Source organism: Brevibacillus sp. JB24b (assembly GCF_051713385.1).
GTDB lineage: Bacteria > Bacillota > Bacilli > Brevibacillales > Brevibacillaceae > Brevibacillus_B > Brevibacillus_B laterosporus.
Genome location: NZ_JBNVQV010000001.1, coordinates 4,473,753 through 4,498,178, shown reverse-complemented (window position 1 = coordinate 4,498,178; position 24,426 = coordinate 4,473,753). Strand labels below are relative to the sequence as shown.

General features: G+C 39.4%; 16 protein-coding genes and 1 pseudogene. 14 read left to right on the top strand and 3 right to left on the bottom strand.

The window, feature by feature from the left end; translation table 11 throughout:
* Positions 1 to 91: 91 nt before the first annotated feature.
* The 5 genes from tkt to ACQV1I_RS20985 all read left to right on the top strand — a co-directional run bounded on the left by tkt (position 92) and on the right by ACQV1I_RS20985 (position 7,344).
* The gene (tkt, locus tag ACQV1I_RS21005; RefSeq protein WP_116334683.1) at positions 92 to 2,098 is read left to right on the top strand and encodes a transketolase; all 2,007 of its coding nucleotides are present in this window, start codon (positions 92 to 94) and stop codon (positions 2,096 to 2,098) included.
* Positions 2,099 to 2,427: 329 nt separating this feature from the next.
* Positions 2,428 to 3,324, top strand: a complete 897-nt coding sequence (locus ACQV1I_RS21000; protein WP_116334684.1) for an EamA family transporter — start codon at positions 2,428 to 2,430, stop codon at positions 3,322 to 3,324.
* A 166-nt stretch (positions 3,325 to 3,490) separates the two neighbouring features.
* Positions 3,491 to 4,060, top strand: coding sequence for a DUF4269 domain-containing protein (locus tag ACQV1I_RS20995; protein WP_116334685.1), 570 nt, complete (start codon positions 3,491 to 3,493; stop codon positions 4,058 to 4,060).
* Between the two features lie 116 nt (positions 4,061 to 4,176).
* The gene (locus tag ACQV1I_RS20990) at positions 4,177 to 6,732 is read left to right on the top strand and encodes a transglycosylase domain-containing protein (RefSeq protein WP_116334686.1); all 2,556 of its coding nucleotides are present in this window, start codon (positions 4,177 to 4,179) and stop codon (positions 6,730 to 6,732) included.
* 264 nt (positions 6,733 to 6,996) lie between these two features.
* Positions 6,997 to 7,344 carry a hypothetical protein gene (locus ACQV1I_RS20985; RefSeq protein WP_003334785.1) on the top strand — a complete coding sequence of 116 codons (348 nt, stop codon included), beginning with the start codon at positions 6,997 to 6,999 and terminating at the stop codon, positions 7,342 to 7,344.
* Positions 7,345 to 7,526: 182 nt separating this feature from the next.
* Here ACQV1I_RS20985 and ACQV1I_RS20980 read toward each other — a convergent pair whose 3' ends face one another.
* From ACQV1I_RS20980 to ilvD, 3 genes are all read right to left on the bottom strand, one after another.
* Positions 7,527 to 7,859 (bottom strand): hypothetical protein, encoded by a 333-nt coding sequence (locus tag ACQV1I_RS20980; RefSeq protein ID WP_018673684.1) that lies wholly within the window; start codon positions 7,857 to 7,859, stop codon positions 7,527 to 7,529.
* 466 nt (positions 7,860 to 8,325) lie between these two features.
* On the bottom strand, positions 8,326 to 9,000 hold the full coding sequence (gene trmB / locus ACQV1I_RS20975; RefSeq protein WP_116334687.1) for a tRNA (guanosine(46)-N7)-methyltransferase TrmB: 675 nt from the start codon (positions 8,998 to 9,000) through the stop codon (positions 8,326 to 8,328).
* Between the two features lie 153 nt (positions 9,001 to 9,153).
* Complete coding sequence (ilvD, locus tag ACQV1I_RS20970; RefSeq protein ID WP_018673682.1) at positions 9,154 to 10,827, bottom strand: dihydroxy-acid dehydratase; 1,674 nt, start codon at positions 10,825 to 10,827, stop codon at positions 9,154 to 9,156.
* Between the two features lie 229 nt (positions 10,828 to 11,056).
* On the opposite strand from ilvD, the gene lepB reads away from it, so the two are divergent.
* The 9 genes and pseudogenes from lepB to ACQV1I_RS20925 all read left to right on the top strand — a co-directional run bounded on the left by lepB (position 11,057) and on the right by ACQV1I_RS20925 (position 24,374).
* Entirely contained in the window at positions 11,057 to 11,575 is a 519-nt protein-coding gene (gene lepB, locus ACQV1I_RS20965) for a signal peptidase I (RefSeq protein ID WP_094700776.1), read from the top strand.
* A 308-nt stretch (positions 11,576 to 11,883) separates the two neighbouring features.
* On the top strand, positions 11,884 to 12,867 hold the full coding sequence (locus tag ACQV1I_RS20960) for a DMT family transporter (RefSeq protein WP_438769752.1): 984 nt from the start codon (positions 11,884 to 11,886) through the stop codon (positions 12,865 to 12,867).
* A gap of 204 nt (positions 12,868 to 13,071) precedes the next feature.
* The gene (locus ACQV1I_RS20955; RefSeq protein ID WP_116334688.1) at positions 13,072 to 13,554 is read left to right on the top strand and encodes a PaaI family thioesterase; all 483 of its coding nucleotides are present in this window, start codon (positions 13,072 to 13,074) and stop codon (positions 13,552 to 13,554) included.
* A gap of 146 nt (positions 13,555 to 13,700) precedes the next feature.
* The gene (locus tag ACQV1I_RS20950; RefSeq protein WP_236645869.1) at positions 13,701 to 13,910 is read left to right on the top strand and encodes an ATP-binding cassette domain-containing protein; all 210 of its coding nucleotides are present in this window, start codon (positions 13,701 to 13,703) and stop codon (positions 13,908 to 13,910) included.
* Entirely contained in the window at positions 13,910 to 14,257 is a 348-nt protein-coding gene (locus ACQV1I_RS20945) for a hypothetical protein (RefSeq protein WP_236645870.1), read from the top strand. Before ACQV1I_RS20950 ends, ACQV1I_RS20945 begins: the two co-directional genes overlap by 1 nt.
* 475 nt (positions 14,258 to 14,732) lie before the next feature.
* Entirely contained in the window at positions 14,733 to 21,749 is a 7,017-nt protein-coding gene (locus tag ACQV1I_RS20940) for a non-ribosomal peptide synthetase (RefSeq protein WP_116334689.1), read from the top strand.
* Positions 21,750 to 21,986: 237 nt separating this feature from the next.
* Positions 21,987 to 22,856, top strand: a pseudogene (locus ACQV1I_RS20935) (ABC transporter transmembrane domain-containing protein).
* Complete coding sequence (pyrH, locus tag ACQV1I_RS20930) at positions 22,843 to 23,586, top strand: UMP kinase (RefSeq protein ID WP_094700773.1); 744 nt, start codon at positions 22,843 to 22,845, stop codon at positions 23,584 to 23,586. Before ACQV1I_RS20935 ends, pyrH begins: the two are co-directional and overlap by 14 nt.
* Positions 23,587 to 23,765: 179 nt before the next feature.
* The gene (locus ACQV1I_RS20925) at positions 23,766 to 24,374 is read left to right on the top strand and encodes an HD domain-containing protein (RefSeq protein ID WP_116334690.1); all 609 of its coding nucleotides are present in this window, start codon (positions 23,766 to 23,768) and stop codon (positions 24,372 to 24,374) included.
* Positions 24,375 to 24,426 lie beyond the last annotated feature (52 nt).

Sequence of the window (24,426 nt, the reverse complement as noted above, 5' to 3'; positions counted from 1 at the left end):
AATACTCTGTTTTTGTAAAGCGCTTTTACTCTATTAGCTTTTCCTATGTTATAATCACACTGCAGTTACTTGTAGGGGGGAATTAACCGTAATGACTACTCAACAAATGAATGTAGATCAATTGGCAATCAATACTATTCGTACATTATCAATCGATGCTATTGAAAAGGCGAATTCTGGACATCCAGGGATGCCAATGGGATCAGCGCCTATGGCACACGTGTTGTGGAGCCGTTTTATGAAAGTAAGCCCGAAAAATCCATCATGGATTGATCGTGATCGCTTTGTATTATCTGCTGGTCACGGTTCTATGCTGTTGTATTCTATGCTACATCTAATGGATTATGGCGTAAGCATGGATGATTTGCGCAACTTCCGTCAATGGGGAAGTAAAACGCCTGGTCACCCTGAATTCGGCCACACTCCTGGTGTAGATGCAACAACAGGTCCATTGGGACAAGGAATTGCGATGGCTGTTGGTATGGCGATGGCTGAGAGACATTTGGCGGCGACATACAACAAAGATGACTATGAGCTAATTAATCATTTTACATATGTTATCTGCGGAGATGGAGACTTGATGGAAGGCGTTTCTTCTGAAGCTTCTTCTCTTGCGGCTCATCTTAAACTAGGTAAGATGATTGTACTTTATGATTCTAATGATATTTGTCTAGATGGCGATTTAAGCCAATCCTTCACGGAAGATGTAGCTGCACGTTACAAAGCGTACGGCTGGCAATATATCCGTGTAGAAGATGGAAACAATGTAGATACTATTGAAAAAGCCTTGGCTGAAGCACGTACAGATTTGGATCGTCCAACACTGATTGAAGTGAAAACAACAATTGGTTTCGGTTCTCCAAATAAAGGCGGCAGTAGCTCCAGTCACGGTGCTCCACTTGGTACAGACGAGGTTGTTTTAACAAAACAAGCGTATGCTTGGGAGCATGAAGCATTCCACGTACCTCAAGAGGTAAAAGAGTACTACGCTTCTCTAGTAGAGGCGGGTCAACAGAAGGAAGCAGAATGGAATGAGCTACTATCGGCTTATGAAAAGGCTTATCCGGAACTAGCTGCTCAATTTAAAAAAGCAAGTAATGGTGAGGTATCCGAAGATTTTGATGCAGACCTACCAACTTACGAAATCGGTAGCAAGCTAGCGACTCGTGCGGCTTCCGGTAACGCAATCAATGGTTTGGCAAAACGTATGCCTAACTTAATTGGTGGCTCCGCTGACTTGGCACACTCCAACAACACTTTAATTAAAGGTGCTGGAGACTTCTTGCCAGGGTCTTATGAAGGGCGTAATCTTTGGTTTGGTGTTCGTGAATTCGCTATGGGTGCGGCTCTAAATGGAATGATGCTACATGGTGGTGTGAAAGCTTTCGGCGGTACGTTCTTTGTCTTCTCTGACTATGTTCGTCCAGCAGTGCGTCTATCTGCTCTAATGAAACTACCTACCACATATGTATTTACTCATGACTCTATTGCAGTTGGGGAAGATGGACCAACTCATGAGCCTATTGAACATCTAGCTGCTTTCCGTGCCATGCCGAGCCTTACTGTTTTGCGTCCTGCTGATGCACATGAAACAAACGAGGCTTGGCGTTATGCGGCTATTAGCAAAGACGAGCCTATTGTACTAGCTTTAACTCGTCAAAACCTGCCTATCTACCAAGAGACCAAAGATTTGGCTCGCGAAGGTTTAGCTAAAGGTGCTTATGTTTTAAAAGAGGCATCTAACGGTGAACCTCAGGTTGTATTGATTGCTACAGGTTCCGAGGTATCCTTGTGCATGGAAGCACGTGAAAAATTAGAAGCGGAGGGTGTGCCAACTCGCGTAGTTAGTATGCCTAGCTTTAATCTATTTGATCGTCAACCTAAAGAGTACCGCGACTCTGTTATTCCTCCGCATGTTAAAGCGCGCGTTGGTGTAGAGATGGGTTCTTCACTAGGTTGGGAACGCTACACAGGTGATCATGGAGCAATTATTGCTATTAACCAATTTGGTGCTTCTGCTCCTGGTGATATCATCATGAAAGAATATGGCTTTACTGTAGAAAATGTAGTGAAAACAGCACAAAGCTTAGTAAAATAAGAAAGATCCTCTCGTTACTAAAAGCCTCCTCTATTTGACTAGAGGAGGCTTTTGACGTGATTCTGCCCATTAATTTTAAAAGTAGTGAAAGCTTTTATCCGACTTTTCGCACCTTTTATCATTGACTTTTATTCATACTCTTCTTAAAATAAGTGAGGAGCTTTTTATTACATTGATGAGAAACTTGCTTGTAGAACTACATGTAAGTGGCGAAATTTTCAAAAGAGATGATAATAGCTGCATTTCTTTTTTTCGTTCGCCCCCTATCCGTTGGATGGGGGGTTTTGTGTTTGCCAAAATAGATGTAAGAAGAAAGGAAGGCAACAAGAATGCTTAAATATGCTCTGTTGGTTTTTTTAGGAGCTTGTAGCTATGGAGGCTTGTCGACCATTATTAAGTTAGGTATGAAGGAAGGCTTTCAGGTAAGTCAGCTCGTAGGAAGTCAATTTTTTATTGGATGGTTACTGCTAATCATTCTTACACTGTTGTTTAATAGAAAGCGTGTGTATTTACGCTCCATTTTGCAATTGATAGTAGGTGGCTTCGCCTTAAGTGGTACCACAATCTTTTATAATTTGTCTGTAGCCCAATTACCTGCGTCTATCGCGGTTGTCCTATTATTTCAGTTTACTTGGCTTGGTGTTTTATTAGAAGCTATTGTTGATAGGAAAAAACCTAGCAAGGAAAAGGTTTTTTCTATTGTTGTATTGCTTACGGGAACAGTTCTTGCAGGAGGATTACTAGATCGTGGATTTGAATCACTTACGTTAGCGGGTACAGTATATGGCTTATTATCGGCGATTACTTTTGCACTCTATATTTTTGCGAGTGGTCGATTGGGGCTGGATGTTCCTGTTTTTACGAAAAGCTTAACTATGGTGACAACAGCTGTGATTGTTGTATTCTCAGTTTTTTCACCAACTTTTTTAGTAGATGGAACTTTGGGACAGGGTTTGTGGATGTATGGCTTGGCATTGTCTTCATTAGGTATTATTATTCCCGTTGTCTTTTTCTCTGTAGGTGTACCAAAAGTCGGTTCTGGATTGGGGACGATTCTTGGTGCAGCAGAATTACCTGCCGCAGTTATTGCTTCTGTAACCGTATTAGGAGAACATGTAAGCATGTTACAATGGAGCGGTATTTTGCTAATTTTACTGGGAATTATTGTTCCTCCCATTATGCTAAGTAAGCAACAGACACGGCATGCTAAGGCTGCTGTTCATTAAAAGAAAGTAAATGATATATTCTGAAGCTTTTTTTCTTCACTAGATGAGCCTGTAAATGATCTTCTTTTGGCAGGAATTGTTTGGTGCAAAACAGCCACTTTATACTATCATGGTAGAGTGGCTGTTTTGTATCTGTGGTTCAATTTTGGAAAGCAGGTGAATATACATGATACATCTAGACAAGCCAGACTATTTACAAACAGGCACTGAACGACAAAAGCAAGCATTTATTGTGTTACAGGAGCTTGATTTGTACAATCAGTTATCTATTTACGATCCAGTGCTAACAGGGACGATTCCACTTGGAATTGATATAGCGACAAGTGACCTTGATATTATTTGTCAGGTGGATCATTCTGAGATTGATCAGTTTACTCAGCAGGTTGTAAATATGTATGGAGATTGTGCAGATTTTCAACTGGAGTTTGTAGATGAATTACGAGGAGGAAGAGCCATCGTTCTATCATTCTCATATCAAGAGTGGCCAATTGAAATCTTTGGTCAATCTATCCCCGTACGATTGCAGAATGCGTATCGACATATGATTGTTGAAGGACGAATGCTACAGTTGGCAAAGGATTCGGCACGTGCTGATATTCGATTTTTGAAGGAGCATGGATATAAGACGGAGCCTGCTTTTGTTCACTATTTTCAACTGGGTGGCAATGATCCCTATGAGCGTTTGCTACAGCTTTACGACTGCACAGACAGCCAACTATTGGAGATAATGAACTGATCAAAAAGAACCGAGGTCAGGTACTAATTAGATGCTGCATATTTTCGGGTCAGAAACTTTTTTTTGACTTAATCGTCTAAAAAGGTGGAGAGAGGAAAGAAATCTGGAGGTAATGTATGGCTCAAGCCAAGAAGAAAAAAAAGAAAAAACAAGTAAATAAATGGATATTGCTTATCATTGGATTTGCGGTCTTTTTAATTTTATCCGTCATCGGAGGTTACTTCGCCCTCTTATATGCGGGTGGTAAAATGGTTGATATGGATGAAAATAAATTAAAAGACATTAAACTGGAAGCAACCAAAATTATTGATGTGAATGGTAAAGAACTATCAAAATTGTATGTTCTAGAAGATCGTGAATACGTCACAATCGACAAAGTGCCTGAAAAGTTGGTGCAAGCATTTGTGGCTGTAGAAGATAGACGCTTTTTTGACCACAATGGTGTAGATATGATCCGAATCGGTGGAGCGATTTGGAAGGATATTCGAGCGGGTAGTGCAGTAGAAGGAGCAAGTACAATAACCCAGCAGCTAGCGAAAAATGTGTTTCTCTCCCACGAAAAAACATTCTGGCGAAAAACGAAAGAGGTTAGTATTGCAATTAACCTAGAGAACAGATTCACGAAAGATCAGATTATGGAAATGTATCTAAATAAAATTTATTTAGGTCATGGTGCTTATGGAGTAAAGGCTGCTGCTAATCTGTATTTTGGCAAGGAAAAGGCGGAACACTTAGATACTCTAACTACGGCTGAAATTGCCCAGCTAGCAGCGATTCCGAAGGGCCCTTCTATCTATTCACCATTTAAGAATCCGACGAAATCAAAAGAACGTCGTGATACAATTATTCGCTTAATGGCGGAACAAGGAATCATTACAGTGCAGGAAAAAGAAATGGCTCAACAAGAACCTCTTCCTGTTGAGAAGTCCATTGGGGGAAATAAGGCGTATCAAGCTTTTCTTGATTACGTAGTTGATGAGGCCGAAGAACGTTACGGTATTGCTGAAAATGAACTATATAGCGGAGGATATCAAATCTACACTACGCTAAATACGAATGTACAGGATGCAATGGTGAAGAACTTTGCTAATGCTAAGAACTTCCCGAAGGATGGGAAAACGAATCAGGTCGAAGCCGGAATGGTAGTCGTCGATGCTAAAACTGGTGGTATTGCTGGTATTGTAGGTGGTCGTAACTATGTGCATAAGGGCTGGAATAATGCGTTAAGCTTGCATCAGCCTGGTTCATCCTTTAAACCACTAGCTGTTTTTGCACCAGCATTAGATACGGGTAAATGGCATGCAGGCTCTATGTTGAGTAACAAGCGTCAAAGCTTTAATGGCTATGAACCAAGAAACTGGAATAACCAATACAGCGAGTCTATACGTTTGGATAAAGCTGTCCAGATGTCACTCAATGTTCCTACCGTCTGGTTGTTAAATGAAATTGGAATCGATACTTCATTGAAGTATATCAAGGATTTCGGGATTTCACTTGATCCAACCGATCGTAATTTATCGATTGCATTGGGTGGTTTGCATAAAGGAACGTCACCATTGCGGATGGCACAAGCCTATACGGCATTTACAAATGGCGGTAAGGTAAAAGAAGCTTATGCCATTGATAAAATTAAAGATCTCAGAACAGGAAAAGAAGAGACTAGACCTGTAAAAGAAACACAAGCTATTTCACCTAATGCGGCTTGGGAAATGCACGAGCTACTACGTAATGCTGTTCAAAGCGGTACAGGTACGAGTGCGAAAATGAAAAATTGGCCTGTAGCAGGTAAAACGGGAACCACACAATCAGCCTTAAGCTCAAAGGCAAATAAGGATGCTTGGTTTGTTGGTTACAACCCAAGATATATTGGCTCGATTTGGATGGGCTTCCCGAAAGAGGATGAAGGCCACATCATGTATGATGGAAGCAGTAAGACGGCACACATGTTTAGCGTCATTATGCAAGATGCATTAAAGAATGAAAAACCAATGGATTTTGAACGACCAAATGGAGTAAGCGACCGCCAAGAGGTTGAAGAGAATCAAGAAGTAGAAACCACGCCACCTGCTCTTTCCGTTCGACTTACAATTGAAGGATCTCAACCAGTAGCCTTATTAATGTGGGATGATGCCAACGAAAAAACGACGGGTTATGATGTGATGCGCTATTTGAATAATCCTGAGTCTGCTGAAAAGGTATCATCTAAACAAGGTGGCAAAACCTTTGTTGATCCGGTTAAGGAAGGTGTCTTATACAAATATTTTGTTGTACCTTATGATGAAAATGGTAACCCTGGAAGCCCATCTAATATTGGTGAAGTAAGTACCAAACAGTTAGAAGAGCTTCTGCAAAATGGTGAAAATCAGCATGAGGAGAACAATAACGGAGATAACAATAATTCAACGGATGGTGATCAATCTCCGAATAACGGTTCAAGTGGATCTGCTGAGCAAGAAGGCAATGGCAATGGCAATGTCGATAACGGTGAAAATAGTAATTCGACACCTCAGGGTTTACCAAATGGTAATAACGGAGGAAATAATCAAGACAACGGACAAGGAAATGGTTCTTCAGGCAATGGTGTTGATCCCAATGCTAATAATCAAAGACCAGCCGATATTCCAGATCCTAATCAATCAGTTGATCCCTATCAACAAGGAACGGGTAATTAACAAGAACCCTGGAATTAACTTATATAGAAATATGAATGTAAAAAGGTAACGAACAAAGATCTGAAAAAGGCAACCGGAACATAGGTCGGTTGCCTTTCTTCATAGGCAGGATATACTGTTGCATTTCATATAGTTAGATTGACAAGATTATGACTATTTTCACAGACTACAGTGCGTGTTAGAATGGTGATATAAGTTTTGTTGGTAATTCGGATGATGATTTACATACAACGAAACTGTAAATGGAAAACTGGAGGGATTCATGTGTCTACCTTTTCTCAAAAGGATTTGCAATCTTACTTCCAGGAAAAACTGGAACACGCGAAAGTTCACTTTGAACGGGCTCTTGACTGTAAACATACAGAGTTTGATGATTTGTATCCATATATGAATGAACAGCCGCAATTTTTCTGGTATAAGCGATATGTGGCTTGGTCAGAGCTGCTAACGGTGGTGAAGATGGCTGAAGAGCTTCATGTAGAATGGAAAACCTGTTTTTCAGCCAATCAGATCGAGTTTATTGAAGGGCGTGTCCTTCAAGGCAAAGTATTGGATCATTGGCACCCGGAAGAGGAAAGAGAAGTTGAAGAAGTAAGTCAGCTAGAAGAATAAGCAGAATAGCTGTACAGCTCATAGAGGAGTTATATAAAAAAACGCGTAGAAATGATGCTATGCGTTTTTTTATTTTTTGTATGGTGGTACATATGATAAAAAAGAGCCCCCAACAAGTGGGGGCTAATGACCAGTTTTTATTAAAAAGAGGGTGAAAAAGAGAGAATATTTACAGCATGTAATTATCCGAAAATTACTGTGCTATTAAAAACTTCACCTTTTGTTTCAGTTTGATTACCGGTTGCTGGCGCATTTGTTTCTGTTACTTGAATAGGAGCAGAAACTGGAGCAAAGATAGAGAAATTTACTACTTCACCTTTTGTAGTGCTACTAGTAAATTCAGTTGGCATAATAACAGATGCAGGTGCAACTGTTTGTGGTGCTACTTGAACGTTAAAAAATGATTGTGGTGCCATTGTTTCGTTTTTTGTTGCGTTCTCCTCAGCAGCGAATACAGAAGACGCAGAGAATGCACAGGCTAGTACAGTCATACCTAAAATTAGTTGTTTTTTCATAGAGTCCACCTATCCTTCCAAAGTACATATATTTTTGTATTGACCAGTCAGCACAAAAGTCCTTCAGCAATTATTATTTTACTCTTTTTATTTGATTTGTAAAGTAGTTATCTGCTGAAAAAGTGCTGTTCAATAAATTTCAAAATTTTGTAAATTATATAACTCGTCATATATTATAAGTAATTAATGGAAAATATATACTATATAAAACTAGATAACAAATAAATACTTGGATTTTTATTGCTTACTTAGGAAATTTTACACTAATTTTGAGAAAATGAAACAGTTTTAATGCAAAAAAGTGTAAGCAACTATTCCCAATTTATTAGTTGTTTTATTTTTCAGATAAATAGAATCGGTATATCATTATATGTGGAATATTTTTGACATTATGGTGATCATATACAAAAAAGCAACCATTCAGAAGAATGGTCGCTTCGTTCAGTGATTTATACGGTAAGTCAAGCTATTCGTCTGTAGACAGGCGATTCGTGGGTGCAACTGGTTTACAAAGAGCCTCCGTGCGGAAGATACGTTGTCCACGATTGGAAAAACGTTCTTCATATTCTGTCATCACATTAGCTGCGGCTTGTTCAGATGAATGAAGATCAAATGAGATATGACGTAATTGAAACAATTCGTTAGCGAATTGATTTAGAGAGAATTCAAACAGATTTTGATTATCCGTTTTTAAATGGATTTCTCCGTCTTGTTTTAGCACAGCTCGATATTGACGCAAAAAGGAAAAATGCGTCAGGCGGCGTTTACTGTGGCGTTTTTTAGGCCATGGATCACTAAAGTTTAAATAAATCCGGTCTAGTTCTTTTTGCTCAAACAGTTCTGTAATTTTGAATGCATCAAATTGAACTAATTTTAGATTAGGAATTTCCTTTTGTTCCGTACGTTGGGCTGTGCGATACAGCACTTCTGCTTTTAACTCGATAGCGATAAAATTGATTGAGGGAAAGCGAGCTGCTAATGTGTTAATAAAACGTCCTTTACCACTACCAATCTCAACATGAATAGGATTGTTATTGCCAAAGCAGTCTGACCATTTCCCCTTATATTGGCTAGGATTATCTACATAGGTTGGAAATTGGCGCAGCATATCTTCTGCACCTGGGATATTGCGTAAACGCATAAAAACCTCCTTGCGAGCATTTGCGATCATCTGGGGTCTAACTCTTCTACTTTATTATGCATGGACGTTGGTTTCAAGTTAATTTTGTTGCCATTCTGTTTGTTTAGGATAAAAAGAAGGCCCCCTTTTGAAAGGGGAGCCCGAGTATCAACGTTAGATTTTTAATACTCCACCAGTTGATGCATTGGTGACTAGCTTAGAATATCGAGCTAGATAGCCCGTTTTTACTTTTGGTTCAAATCCTGTCCAGCTTTCTTTGCGTTTTGCCATTTCTTCGACAGAAATTTCTAGCTGTATGGTACGTGCTTCCATATCTATGCTGATGATATCTCCGTCGTGGACAAATGCAATCGGTCCTGCTTCAGCAGCTTCGGGTGAAACGTGACCAATACTGATACCACGAGAAGCACCCGAGAAACGTCCATCTGTTACTAGAGCAACCTTAGTACCAAGCCCCATCCCGACAATCTGAGAAGTAGGTGCAAGCATTTCTGGCATACCTGGACCACCCTTTGGTCCCTCATAACGAATAACTACAACATGTCCTTCTTTAATTTTTCCATTCGCGATGCCTTCTAAAGCTTCTTCTTGAGAGTCGAAGCAAATAGCTGGCCCCACGTGCTTTTTAATGGAAGAATCCACGGCTCCTGTTTTAATGATGGAACCTTCTGGGGCTATATTGCCAAACAGAACAGCAAGTCCACCACGTTCACTATATGGTTGCTCAAGAGAATGGATAACAGCTTCATCTAAGATTGCTGCTTCAGCTACATTTTCACGTAGTGTCTTACCTGTTACAGTAATGCGATCAGGATGCAAAATTCCTTCTCGTTTCATTAGTTCCCGTAAAATTGCGGACACGCCACCAGCGTTATGGCAATCCTCGATATGATAATCGGAGGCAGGGGCTAACTTGCATAGATGAGGAGCGCGTTCAGCTACCTGATTGATTCTTTCAATCGGATATTCAAAGCCAGCTTCATGGGCGAGGGCTAATGTGTGCAGAACGGTATTTGTAGACCCACCCATCGCCATATCTAAAGCGAAGGCATCATCTAGTGCATCCAGTGTCACAATATCGCGCATTTTGATGTCATGTTTAATCAAATTCATCAGCGCACTTGCAGTAGATTTAACTAGTTCACGACGCTCAGGTGAAGTAGCCAAGATGGTACCATTTCCTGGTAGGGCAATTCCCAAAGCTTCAGCCAAGCAGTTCATCGAATTGGCTGTAAACATGCCTGAACAGGAGCCGCAGGTTGGGCAACCGTATTGTTCTAATTCCAATAGCTTATCATCATCAATTAGGCCTGCTTGGTGGGCTCCTACGCCTTCAAAGACGGAAGACAAGGAGATCGAGCGTCCATCGCTCGTTTTTCCTGCTTTCATTGGACCACCTGTGACGAAAATCGTTGGAATATTAACACGTAAAGCTCCCATAATCATACCTGGTGTAATTTTGTCACAATTCGGAATACAAATTAAACCATCAAACCAATGAGCCGAAACTACCGTTTCTAAACTATCAGCGATCAATTCTCGGCTTGGTAAAGAATAACGCATCCCGATATGACCCATGGCAATTCCATCATCTACTCCAATTGTGTTAAACTCAAAAGGAACACCGCCTGCCTCACGGACGGCTTCTTTTACAATCTTACCAAACTCTTGCAAATGGACGTGGCCAGGAATAATATCTATATAAGAGTTGCAGATGGCAATAAAAGGTTTATCGAAATCCTCTTCTCGTACACCTGCTGCTCGTAGTAAACTCCGATGTGGAGCTCGGTCAAAACCTTTTTTGATCATATCGCTTCTTTGTCTCATGTCGCCTATCCTCCAGTATGGTTCAGATATCGTAAGAGTTATTTTAATGTGGGAATGAAGCCCTACGACAACACCCTATCCAAGTATTTTCACTATTGTAGCACTACACGAAAGCATGAAACAAGCAAAATGATCTGAACATTTGTTCATTTCGGACATGAGGAAAAGTGACAAAGAGTGAAATCGACTGAGTCTGTTTCACGTATACTTAAGAGGAGGGATATTTATCATGAAAAAATTACCAAAATGGATTAGAGAGTGGTTACCCATAATAGCAATTGCTCTAGTGCTGAGTTTTACAATTCGTACGTTTGTGGTCCAAGCAGTTTATGTTCCATCTACGTCCATGGTTCCTACTTTGCAAGTGAATGATCGTCTTTTCATTGAGAAAATATCCAACCCAGAAAATTTCCAATATGGCGATATTGTTGTGTTTGCTCCCCCTATACAGGGAAACAAGGATTTGTTTATTAAACGCTTAGTTGGAAAAGGGGGGGATACCATCGAGGTGAAACATGGTTTCTTGTATCGTAATGGTGTAAAGATAGAGGAGCCTTATTTAAAGGAAGCAATGAATTATGATTTCGCTCCTGTGCATGTCCCAGCAAATCACTACTTCTTTTTGGGAGATAATCGGAATGGTAGTTTTGATTCTCATTTATGGCCAACACCATTTGTTGAAAAAAAAGCAGTGATAGGTAAGGGTATCTTTTTATACTATCCGTTTAGTCATATGCGAATCATGTAAAAAAACATGTTGAAACAGAATGGAAAGCTCGTGAAACAGTAACTTATTTCGCGGGTTTTATTTTTGTTATTTAGGTATAATTATTCATTATTATGTATATATAATTCACTTAAATCTTATTTTATACGTGCGTAAACGTTGTAATAACTCAATACACAAACGCTTTTGTGTATGAAAGCAATGAATAAACGCCTAATTTTTAAAAAATTCAGATATACCTAAAACAGCGTTTCTTAGTGATACAATAACAACGGAACAAACATGATTGTAACAAGTTCTACATATTTGATGGAAGGACGGGAATCAGATTGGGTACTCAAGGTATAAAAATTAATCGAATCGTCTATTTGATTCCCCTGCTAGCTACTTTGTTATGGGGAAGTAATTTTTTAGTTGGAAAAAATATTTTACATCATGTACCGCCGTTTACCCTTGGATTTTTACGTTGGTCTTTTGCTCTTATCGTACTATTACCTTTTACATGGAAATCATTGTGTGAAAATTGGGAATTTTATCTGAAATTTTGGAGAGAAATATTGATAATGGGCTTTTTGGGAATTGCTTTATTTACGGGACTGGTATATTGGGGCATGGAGCATACCAACACGGTAAATGCATCTTTACTTTCATCTTTATCGCCAATCTTTATCACTATCGTAGCTTACTTTATGCTACATGAAAGAATTAATAGCAACCAAATAATTGGCATTCTTTTATCGTTGCTGGGAGTTTTGTGGATTGTTAGCAAAGGACACATTGGAACCTTTGCTGACATACGACTAAATAATGGCGATATCGTGTTGATATTGAGTAATGTCTTAATGGCCATTTATTCTGTTATGTTGCGTAAAACAGCGGATCGGTTACCAGGCTTGATTGGGTTTACTCTGATTGTCTTTGCTGGTGTACTTACTTCCGTACCATTGATGATGGTGGAAGTAAGCTTTCGTCCCGTTCAATTATTCCTATGGGAGAATCTATGGTCAATTGCATACTTGGGTATCTTCTTCATCGGTAATTGCTTTCTTTTGCTGGACCAAGACAGTCCACTTTTTAGGACCAACAAAAGCTTCACCGTTTATGAATTTAGTACCGGTTTTTGCTACTATGTTTGCTGTGTTGTTTTTGAGAGAGGAACTGCTCTTTTCTCAGATTGTAGGTGGAGTGCTCGTGCTCTTGGGTGTCTACTGGTCATCGCGCCCGAAAAAGAGTCTTGTACCAATTTCAAGCACGAATCCGCAAGTTCAGGAGTTAAAATATTAACCTTGCATGCATATAGGCAATGCATTTGAAACTATAATATAGTTATCCCAAGGAGGCGGTCTTGATCCGATTCATATCGGAAACAGATTGCCTGTTTTTCTTTTCAGGGATAGGATTACCCATGTTTGGATATGTCAGCTTTTGTTTCTACTTCTTTTTTTGTATGATCGTAGAAGGTTATTACCCTATATTTCAAAATGTCAGGATAGTATTAGTAAAGGGGGCTTTATTAGATGCAGGAAGAGTGGCAACAAATCATGACGGAGGGCACGGATGAGGAACGAGAAATTCTTCGTTTAGCCATACAAGCAATTAAGCAGAAGCGTGAGCGGAATAGTGCTTATCTATCCGGTTTCTTAGGATTACAAGGAACTTTTATTGATGAAAGAACCTATCAATTTGAAATTCCGATCACTCCATATATGCATAACTCCCTAAAGATTGTTCACGGTGGTGTTACGGCAACGTTAATTGATAACACGATGGGGTCTCTGATAAATAAAGTAATGGCCAAAGAGGGGAAGGCTGCTGTTACGAGCGATCTGCAAATACGGTATGTACGCCCCGGTAAAGGTAAGAAGCTAACATCAGTTGCTAAACTGATTCATAAAGGTGGATTAATGGCCATAATGGAGGGATCTGTCTATGACGATCAGGAGCGTCTCATTGCACATGGTACTGGAACCTTTGTCATTATTGATCGGGGAAGAATCTAGCGAACCTAAGGTGAAATCGGGACATATTACATCGTAATGGAAAAAACCATTGGATGATGTCGTTTTACAACGCGGGATGGACAAGGTATTAAATCATGTCACTTTGTCAGTCGGGGTTGGGCAACTAGCCGCTGTAGTGGGAACAAGTGGTTCTGGGGGAAAGTACGTTATTAAAAGCGCTACTAGGGTTTTATCCCCCTGCGGAAGGCGATATATATTTCTTTGCTAAAAATGCAAAAACTCACACTCTCACGCAGGTGAGAGAATTGATAACATACGTTCCACAAGATCCGCATTTATTTGAAGGAACGATTGAAGAGAATATTAGATTTGGGATTTATTCTGGGGTTGCCTGATGGATACAAAAGCTCCTATCGTTTTATTTGATGAGCCTACGTCTGCTCTAGATTCACATTCTGAATCATGTGTTCGTGACGCGATCCGCTCATTAAAGGATCAACGTACCGTCATGATCGTAACGCATCAAATGCAAACAGCAGAGATAGCAAATGTCATTTTCGTGATGGAGCAGGGTTCTATCGTGGATCATGGGACACCTGATGAGATGAAAGTGAAAGAGGGACCATACCTGCGTTTATTTGCAGGGGAAACCACTTCTGACAAAGCAATCTCTATTCATTATTATAGTACGGTCAATAGCATCTTGGACTTTTTTAGCATGAATTTACAGAAATACATATAAAAGTTCACAAATTTTACAAACACTTAAATGGAAGAATAATGCTAATATGTTATAGCGAGTCGTAAATGTTTATTTTTTCATAAAATATATTATTGTGGAATATGTGATTTAGCTTTTACAGTGAGGTCAAAGGTTTTTTGCTGCAACAATATGTCACTCACATCGAAAAGGAGGCCAAGTATGATCGCATACAACCGCTTCAATTATCCTTGAGTAAAAGAGGTGATGGTAAAATATTTGATAGATTCATAAACAAAAAATCTTTTCTCACATCATGCTGATTCCTCTGCATAAAGTACCGTCTTTCCTCAAGCGACTCCCTACATCTCTAGACATAACTCTCATAAATCTTAGATTAACGTCATCTATCCTAACATACAGTCAAACCTTGCAACATGCCGATAGCATCTACATAGTAAGCAATCATAGTATTTTTTTATAATAAACTATAATTTCTAACAAGAGGTGCAGCAATATGAATAAGGATTTGCTTCAATTATTTTCGTTGACTCAGCCTCAACAAAGGATTTGGTACTCCGAATTACTTTATCCAAATACGGGTGTATCGTCGATTTCATTGACAATTAAAATGAAAGGTAATATAAGTCTAGGTGCCTTGCAACAAGCTCTAAATATGATTATGTTCCAGCACGATGCCTTTCGGATTAAATTGACAGCTCAAAATGGCTATCCTCAGCAATATGTGGAGGAATATAGCGAAAAATCGTTCGAATGTTTAGACTTTTCAGGTGTTGATGGAGAAGCTCAGGCATTAAAGTGGCTGGACCAGCACAATCGTACACCATTTGAACTTCTACATTCAGAATTGTATCAATTTATCATTTGCAAGATTAGCGAGCAAGAATATTGGTACAATGTCAAAATTCATCATATTGTCTGCGACGGAATCTCTGCAAGAATGTTCATCAATCAAGCGAACAAATACTATTCTCAGATTGCAAATGATGAGCTTCCAGAAATAACAGAAAATCATACTTATTTCGACTTTATACAAACGGAGCAGGACTATGAAAAATCGGATCGCTATCAAAAGGATAAATCGTATTGGGTAGATAAATTTAGCACCTTACCCGAAGTGATAGGGTTTAAATCATATAATCCTCTTACCTTAAGTACTGCTGGAAAAAGAAAAAATATTATCTTAGAAGACCGTTTGTATTATAACCTGTATGAGTTTTGCAAACAAACAAACAGTAGTATGTTAACAGTCTTTATGACTGCGTTGTACATCTACTTGCATAAAAAGACAACACAGAACGATGTTTCAATTGGTACATTCTATGCGAACAAAACAACCAAAAAGGAAAAAGAAATGCTAGGAATGTTCGTTAGTACAGTGCCAACACGGGTATTCGTTGATCCTGAGATGGATTTGCTTTCATTATTGAAAGTCGTATCAAAAGAGCAGATTTCGATCCTACGCCATCAAAGATTCCCGTACAATCAAATGATGGAAGATTTACGAGAAGCACATCAGTATAAGGACCTTCAACGTCTCTTTGGTGTTTCTGTACAGTACCGTGCTATGAATTATTCGCAGTATGAAAATGTTGAAATTGAAGTTGATGAGAATTTTTGTGGAGACGTCATTAATGATTTTGAAATGAATGTGATTGAATTAGATAATCAAAAAATTCTGTTTCAACTAAATTATCGAGCACAGTTGTTTACAGAAATGGAGATGGAACAACTAATTCAACAGTTCTTTACCATTATTGAAACAATCATTCATCATCCTACATCAAAAATAGCGGACATATCCCTGCTTCGAGAAGAAGAGAAAAATATGATTATATCTGAATTTAATAATACGGTAATGGAATATCCGTGCGAAAAGCTGATTCATCAGCTATTTGAAGAACAAGCAGCACGTATACCAGATCAGATAGCTGTCATTTGCGAGGGGGAACAACTTTCTTACCGGGTACTGAATGAAAGAGCGAATCAGTTAGCGCGAAAGCTACGTTCTGAAGGAGTAGTAGCTGATCAATTAGTTGGAATCATGGCAGAACGTTCATTAGAGATGATGATTGGAATTTTTGGGATTTTAAAGGCTGGCGGTGCATATATGCCGATTGACCCGGAATTTCCAGAGGAAAGAATCCGCTATATGCTAGAAGATTCAAAAGCAAAACTACTCTTGGCCCAGCACCATTTGTTGGAGCGAGTGACTTTTGCTGGGAAGATAGTAGATATAAATGACGCTCAAAGCTATCACCAAGATGGTTCGAATTTGGAAGCGATAAATGGTCCGAATCACTTAGCCTATGTTATTTATACATCAGGATCTACAGGGAAGCCTAAAGGAGTTATGATTGAACATCATTCAGTTATAAATCGACTGATGTGGATGCATGCAAAATACCCTATTTCATCCGCTGACACCATTATGCAAAAAACAGCGATTACGTTTGACGTATCAGTATGGGAGCTATTCTGGTGGTCGATGGTGGGCTCCAAAATGTGCCTTTTACCTGTAGGAGGAGAAAAGAACCCTGAGCAAATCTTAGAGACAATAGCCGAACATCGCATTACAACAATGCATTTTGTTCCTGCGATGCTGCACGCTTTTCTGGATTATGTTGAACAACAGCCAAGTAAGTTGGTAGAGGAAAAACTACAGTCTTTACGGCAGGTTTTTGCAAGTGGTGAAGCATTGCCACCACAGCATGTTGATAGATTCCGTCGAGCAGTTTCCTCCGTGTGTGAAGCTAGATTAATCAATTTATACGGACCAACGGAAGCTACTGTCGATGTTACGTATTTTGATTGTGATACAGATGAGGAACTAGCTGCAATTCCGATTGGTAAACCTATATATAATACTCAACTATACATCGTCCAGGCTGATTCTGAGAACCTTCAACCAATTGGGATAGCAGGTGAGTTATGCATTGCTGGTGTTGGTCTAGCAAGAGGGTACTTGAATCGACCGGATCTTACGGAAGAGAAATTTGTGAAAAATCCGTTTGTCGCGGGAGAACGAATGTATAGAACAGGGGACTTAGCAAGGTGGCTACCAGATGGAAATATTGAATATTTGGGCCGAATTGATCATCAAGTAAAAATCCGTGGGGTTAGGATCGAACTTGGTGAGATTGAGTCACAAATGCGTAAGCTTGATGGTCTAAGAGAAGTAGTCGTTGTAGCGAAGGAAGATCAAGCGAAGGAAAAATTCCTCTGCGCATATATGGTTACGGATAGAGAGGTAAGTACAGCAGAAATACGTGCCCATTTAACAACTCAGCTACCGATCGCGATGATTCCTACTACGTTTATTTCACTTGAAGCGATGCCATTAACTGCAAATGGAAAAATTGACAAGCGATCGTTACCAGATCCAGACAATTCTTTGCTTGCTAACACAGAATATGTGGCTCCTCGAACACAATTGGAAGTACAACTTGCTACTGTCTGGCAACAAGTTTTAGGGGTTGATCGAGTTGGAAGTAAGGACGATTTCTTCGCATTAGGTGGTCATTCCTTACGGGCTATGATGGTTATATCTCAAATGCACAAAGAGTATCAAATGGATATTCCTTTACGTGTCCTATTTGAAAAACCAACGATCGAAGAAATAGCCCAATACTTGGAGAGCGAGCGCACGAAGCAGATCATTTCGATCCGACCTGCTACAAAGCAAGATTACTATCCGGTTTCAGCAGCACAACGAAGAATGTTTATTCTTAACCAGTTTGATGGGATAGATATCAGCTATAACATGCCTTCTATCATGCTACTGGAAGGAAAACTTGATCTGGTAAAACTAGAAACCGCTTTTAAAGGTTTAATCAACCGTCATGAGAGCTTGCGTACATCCTTCGAGGTAGTAAATGGTTCTCCTGTACAGAAAATCCATGCAGTAGTTGATTTTGCAGTCGATTATCAGGTATCTGTTGAAGAAGAGCTGGAAGAAATCATTGATGAGTTTATCAAACCATTCCAGTTAAATATGGCACCATTGCTTCGCGTCAAGCTTGTTCAAACCCGATTGGATCGTTATTTGTTACTAGTAGATACGCATCACATTATTTCTGATGGAGTATCATCTGGGATCATCATCAGCGAATTGGTGGAATTGTATCAAGGGAATACGTTACCAGAGCTTACGATTCAATATAAGGATTTTTCTGAATGGCAACATGAACAGTCTCAGACGGATTTGTATAAAAAACAGGAAGACCACTGGGTTCAAACATTTGCAGATGAAATTCCTGTGTTAAATCTACCGACAGATTTTCCGAGACCAAATACACAAAGCTTTGACGGAGATGTAATCACAAGAGGAACTGGCAAAGAGCTTATGGAAGGCTTGTACAAGATAGCTGCAGACACAGGAACCACACTTTATATGGTCTTGTTAGCCGCATATAATGTACTTCTTTCCAAATATTCTGGTCAAGAAGATCTGATTGTGGGTACACCGGTTACAGGTCGATCGCATGTTGATTTACAGTGCACTGTTGGGATGTTTGTCAATACATTGGCCATACGAAATAAACCAGCTAGATCAAAATCATTTAGAGAGTTTTTAATAGAAGTAAAACTAAATGCATTACAAGCTTATGAGAATCAGGATTATCCATTTGAAGAGCTAGTGGAGAAACTGGAGCTACAAAGCGATGTAAGCAGAAATCCAATGTTTGATACCATGTTTACTCTCCAAAACAGAGGGGAAGATTCTATTGAATTAGATGAGCTACGGTTTATTGCCTATGAAAGGGAAAATAAATGGAAACACTCTAAATTCGATATCACCTTTATCGCTACAGAAGAAAGAGATCAAATCATGATTGGTGTGGAATACTGCACCAAATTGTACCGTCAGGAAACAATAGAACGCTTGACGACAAATTTCCTTCAGATTATAAAAGCGATCGTAGATAATCCTGAAGTGAAGCTAGCTACTATTGAAATATTGACGAATGCAGAAAAAAATCAGCTTTTACAAGAGTTTAATAACACAGAAAGAAAGTATCAGCAGGATACAACGATTCATCAGCTTTTTGAAGAACAGGTAAGAAAAACATCAGATCAGGTAGCACTTATCTGGAACAAGAAGGAGTTGACTTATCAAGAGCTAAATGAAAGAGCCAACCAATTAGCTCGTACGTTACGTAATAAAGGAATCGTTCCCAATCAACTAGTAGCTATTATGGTAGATCGTTCCGTAGAAATGATTGTTGGTATCATGGGTATCTTGAAAGCAGGAGCAGCCTATGTCCCTATTGATCCAGCTTATCCTACGGAACGTATTGAATATGTCTTAGAAGATAGCGGTGCTGTTCTTTTACTGACCCAGTCGCATTTGTTCAATGGATTAGCAGTTAATATGGTGAGGCTAGATTTAGATGAGGAGCAAAATTATGTAGTTGATGGAACCAATCTCACAGTTGTGAACCAACCAACTGACTTGGCATATGTAATCTATACTTCAGGTACAACTGGTAAACCAAAAGGGGTCATGATTGAACATCATTCCATCGTGAACTGCCTGCAATGGAGAAGAGACGAGTATGCATTTAATCCAAAGGATAAAGCTCTACAGATTTTCTCATTTGCTTTTGATGGATTTGTAGCTAGTTTGTTTGCTCCTATGCTTGGAGGGGCCACTTCGATCTTGCCAAGGGAAGAAGAGGCAAAAGATCCATTTGCACTACGAAAATTGATCGCCTCTGAATCAATCACTCATTACTATGGTGTTCCAAGTCTGTTTCATGCAATTGTGGATAGCGCTACAGCAGAGGATTTACACCAATTACGTTGTGTCACTCTTGGAGGAGAAAAATTATCACCACAAATTGTCCAAAAGATTAAACAAAAAAATCCTGCTATTGAGATTAACAATGAGTATGGACCTACGGAGAATAGTGTAGTTACGACTATCCAAAGAGCAATTGGAGTAGATCAAGAGATTACAATTGGTCGACCGCTAGCCAATGTAACTGTCTATATTGTTAATAATGAGCATCATTTACAGCCTATAGGAGTAGTAGGGGAGTTATGCATAGCAGGTCGTGGACTGGGTAGAGGTTATTTAAATCGACCAGAATTAACAGAAGAGAAGTTCGTTGCTAATCCATTTGTACCTGGGGAGCGCATGTATAAAACGGGTGATTTGGCCAAGTGGCGTCCAGATGGCACGATAGAATATGTTGGTCGGGTAGATGAACAAGTCAAAGTACGAGGTTTCCGAATTGAGATAGGAGAGATCGAATCTACCATTCTTCAGTATCATGGAGTTGGGGAGGTAGTGGTTACTGCTCAAGAAGATCAACATGCACAGCAATATTTATGTGCGTACTTTGTAGCTGAAAAGGAAGTTGTACTGGCTGATCTGAGAAAATTTGTTTCCAAGGAACTCCCAGCCTACATGGTTCCTACTTACTTCGTACAGCTTTTAGAACTACCTACTACTGCTAACGGAAAAGTAGATAAGAGAGCATTGCCAAAGCCTGAGAACGTCGGCGTTGCAGCAAAAGAATATATTGCTCCTAGAAACATGGTAGAGGAACAATTGGCTGCTATTTGGCAAGAAGTATTAGAAGTAGAAAAAATTGGCATCACCGATCATTTCTTTGAAATCGGCGGACATTCCTTAAAAGCAATGCTACTCATATCAAAGGTGTATGAGTACATGCAGGAAGAGTTGCCTCTACATTTTGTATTCCAGCATCCAACGATTGAAAAAATGGCAGAGTTTATTTTGCATAAGCAGTACGAGCAAAACGCGGGTCACCCGATTCTACTAAATAAAGAAACAAATCGACCTGTATTTAGCTTTACACCGATTGCAGCCCACAGTACCTTCTATCAAAAGCTTGCTGAAGAAGTCCACGACATTTCTTTATATAGCTTTGACTTCATAGAAGAAGACAATCGCATTGAGCAGTACGTCAATGCAATTACTCAGATCGATTCTGAGGGTCCGTATACTTTGATGGGGTATTCCTCTGGCGGTAACTTAGCTTTTGAAGTAGCTAAAGTATTGGAAAACCAAGGAAGACAGGTGTCCAGCATTATTTTATTTGACTCCTATTGGAAGGATAAAGCAATTGAACAAACGGCTACTGAAGCAAGAAAAGAAATTGGAGCCTATTTTAAAAAAATAGCAGAAAATAACGAGCTGTTTAATATGACAAAAGAGGATCTAGAGCAGTTCATAACTAACGATTTTATCAAACAAAGTTTTTTTCAAAACATGTTCAGTTATCTGATGTTCCATAATCAATTGGTAAATAGAGGTAATATAAAGGCCGCTATTCATCTCATCCAAGCAGAATGCGAGCAAGGAAACGTAACAGCCTATGAGGCTGAAAAATGGAATGAGGAAGTGTGGGCACGGGCATCTGAACGATTTATAAACTATCGTGGCTATGGAGATCATCCGAGGATGCTTAGCGGAGAACAAGTTACTAAAAATGGCTCCATACTCAAAGAGATTCTCCAAGAGTTTTTTGTCCTGAAGTAAATGTTGTACCGATGAAAGTTTAGTTTCCGTGATTTCCCCTATAAAGATTCTTGTTTGTAGGGGAAATCACTATTTATCTTTTCGAGAAGAGCAGCAGATGAATTTTCAAAAACAAGAGCAAACCCCCCCCTCAAAAAACCTGTATTCCAGTGGGTATTTACACGTGTAAGACCATATCGTTTTTGGGTTTTTCTCTGTATCGTTACTTCTCTGATCGTAGCGACAATCGAAATTTGGATGGGAATCTTAATTAGAACGATGGTAGAAAATACAAATGACTATCAAAAGCTAGTAAGCTTTGCTACCTTGATTTTAGGATTAACGATTGTCGGTTTTATTTCAAAATATTTCATAAAATATTCTGCTGTAAAATTTAGCGCAAATGCTCTACGAGATTTAAAAAATAATGTTACCTATCATATAGAAAAAATGCCTATTTCCGCCATTGAAAAATATCATACAGGAGATATTACCTCGCGTTTAACAAACGATGCCACGTTATTACAGAATTTTTTGCAACAACATTTCTATCAAATTTTTTATATGCCGGTTATTTTTGTTGGAGCCCTTTGTTTGCTAGTTTCCACTAATTGGAAGTAAGTTGTATTAAGTATCTCAATTTTGCCAGTAGCCATACTGATTATGGGTGTTTTGAGTAAACCTTTACGAAAATATACAGAAGAACTACAAAAGCATTTAGGAAAAGCTAATTCAATAGCCCAGGATACTGTTTCAGGTATACATATGGTAAAAGCTTTTAATCTAGCGGATGTGCTATTTGAGAAATATTCATCTACTATGGCTATCGTTTTGCAAAAAGGAATTTTGGTAATGGATGTGGCAGCTGGTGTATTGATTGCACAGGAGGCTGGAGCGAATATGACTGGTTGGTGTGCAGAAGCTTTTACATATGAAGCATACCATCCTGAACGTCTAGTTAGTATGATTGTAAGTGGGGGGACATTGCAAAATGAGCTATGCAATATGATGCGAGATTATTTGTTAGTTATTTTTTTCTTGAAAAGATTGCCAAAACCCCTAATTTCTGATTACAATACGAAAGGAATTCTTCCACAAACTAAGGGGGAGAGCTATGCCAAGATATAAGCGTGTATTGGTCAAATTAAGTGGTGGGGCTGTAGCTGGAGACAAGGGCTTTGGTTTTGAACCAAGTAAACTGACACACATTGCGGATGAAGTAGAGGCGCTGTTACAGTTAGGCGTGGAGGTAGCTATCGTCATTGGTGGAGGCAATATTTTTAGAGGGAATATGGCTAATGAATGGGCTATTGGACGAGTGGAAGCAGACAATATCGGGACGATGGCAACCGTTATTAACAGTCTGATGCTCCGAGGTGTGTTGAACAACAGAACAGATCATGAGGTACGTGTGATGACTGCTAATCCAATTAATTCAGTTGCAGAGCCTTATATTCGTCTGCGAGCGATGCATCATTTAGAGAAAGGACATGTCATTATTTTTGCTGGTGGAAATGGTCAGCCTTATGTCACGACAGATTATCCTGCTGTCCAACGAGCATTAGAAATGGAAGCAGATGCGATCCTAGTTGCAAAGCATGGTGTAGATGGAGTGCTCAATGGAGACCCGCGTATTTTGGCAAAAACAAAGCTGTATGAATCGCTTTCTTATGATGATGTGATTCGCCAAGGATTGAAGGTAATGGATCAATCTGCCATCATCTTGGCCCGTGACTATGCTCTACCTATCCATGTCTTTAATTTTGATAAAAAGCATGTAATGAAGCGGATTTGTGAAGGCGAAAATCTAGGAACACTGGTTTCTGACCAGGTTGAAACAGTACTTTCGTCTCATTAAAAAGGAAAGTAGGGACTTTTACCGAATCTCTCTTTAATAAAGGAAAGAAGAACCTCCTGTATATAACGGGAGGTTTTCCTACACTTCCTTTTAATGAATGATATTATAAGCAAGAAAAGTTTAAATCATCTGTAAAAAATACAGCGCTTACAACCAGAAAAGGTAGAGGGGAGAAGAACATGAATTTGAATCAAACAGGAGTACGAATTGAACAGCAGCTCCAATTTTTAAGAGAAATTGATCAAATGAAACATATCTACCGACAGACCTTACTATTGAATGGCTCTAGGCGTGAAAATGACGCCGAGCATTCATGGCATGTAGCGATGTTAGCAACAGTTTTACAAGAGCATGCTAGTGATACAGTGATGGATTTGTTACGAGTGCTAAAAATGCTATTATTGCACGATATTGTGGAGATTGATGCGGGGGATACATATGTGTACGATGATCCGGGGAATCTTGACAAAGAAGTACGAGAACAAGCTGCTGCCGAAAGAATCTATGCCTTATTACCTAAGGATCAGGAATTGGAGTTTAAGGGGTTGTGGGAAGAATTTGAACAAAGAATTACCCCGGAAGCCCGATTTGCTGCCGCTCTTGATCGATTTCAACCCCTGTTGTTTAATTACTACACAGAAGGGGCTACCTGGAAAACCAATCACATTACTAGGGAGCAAGTGATTAAGAGAGTGAAACAACCGATTCAGGAAGGCTCTGAATCACTCTGGACATATGCCGAAGAGTTGATTAACAGTGCGGTAGAAAAAGGATATCTACTTGCGTAATATACCAAGAAAGACCGTAGAGGAATGGCTCTACGGTCTTTTCTTACATAAG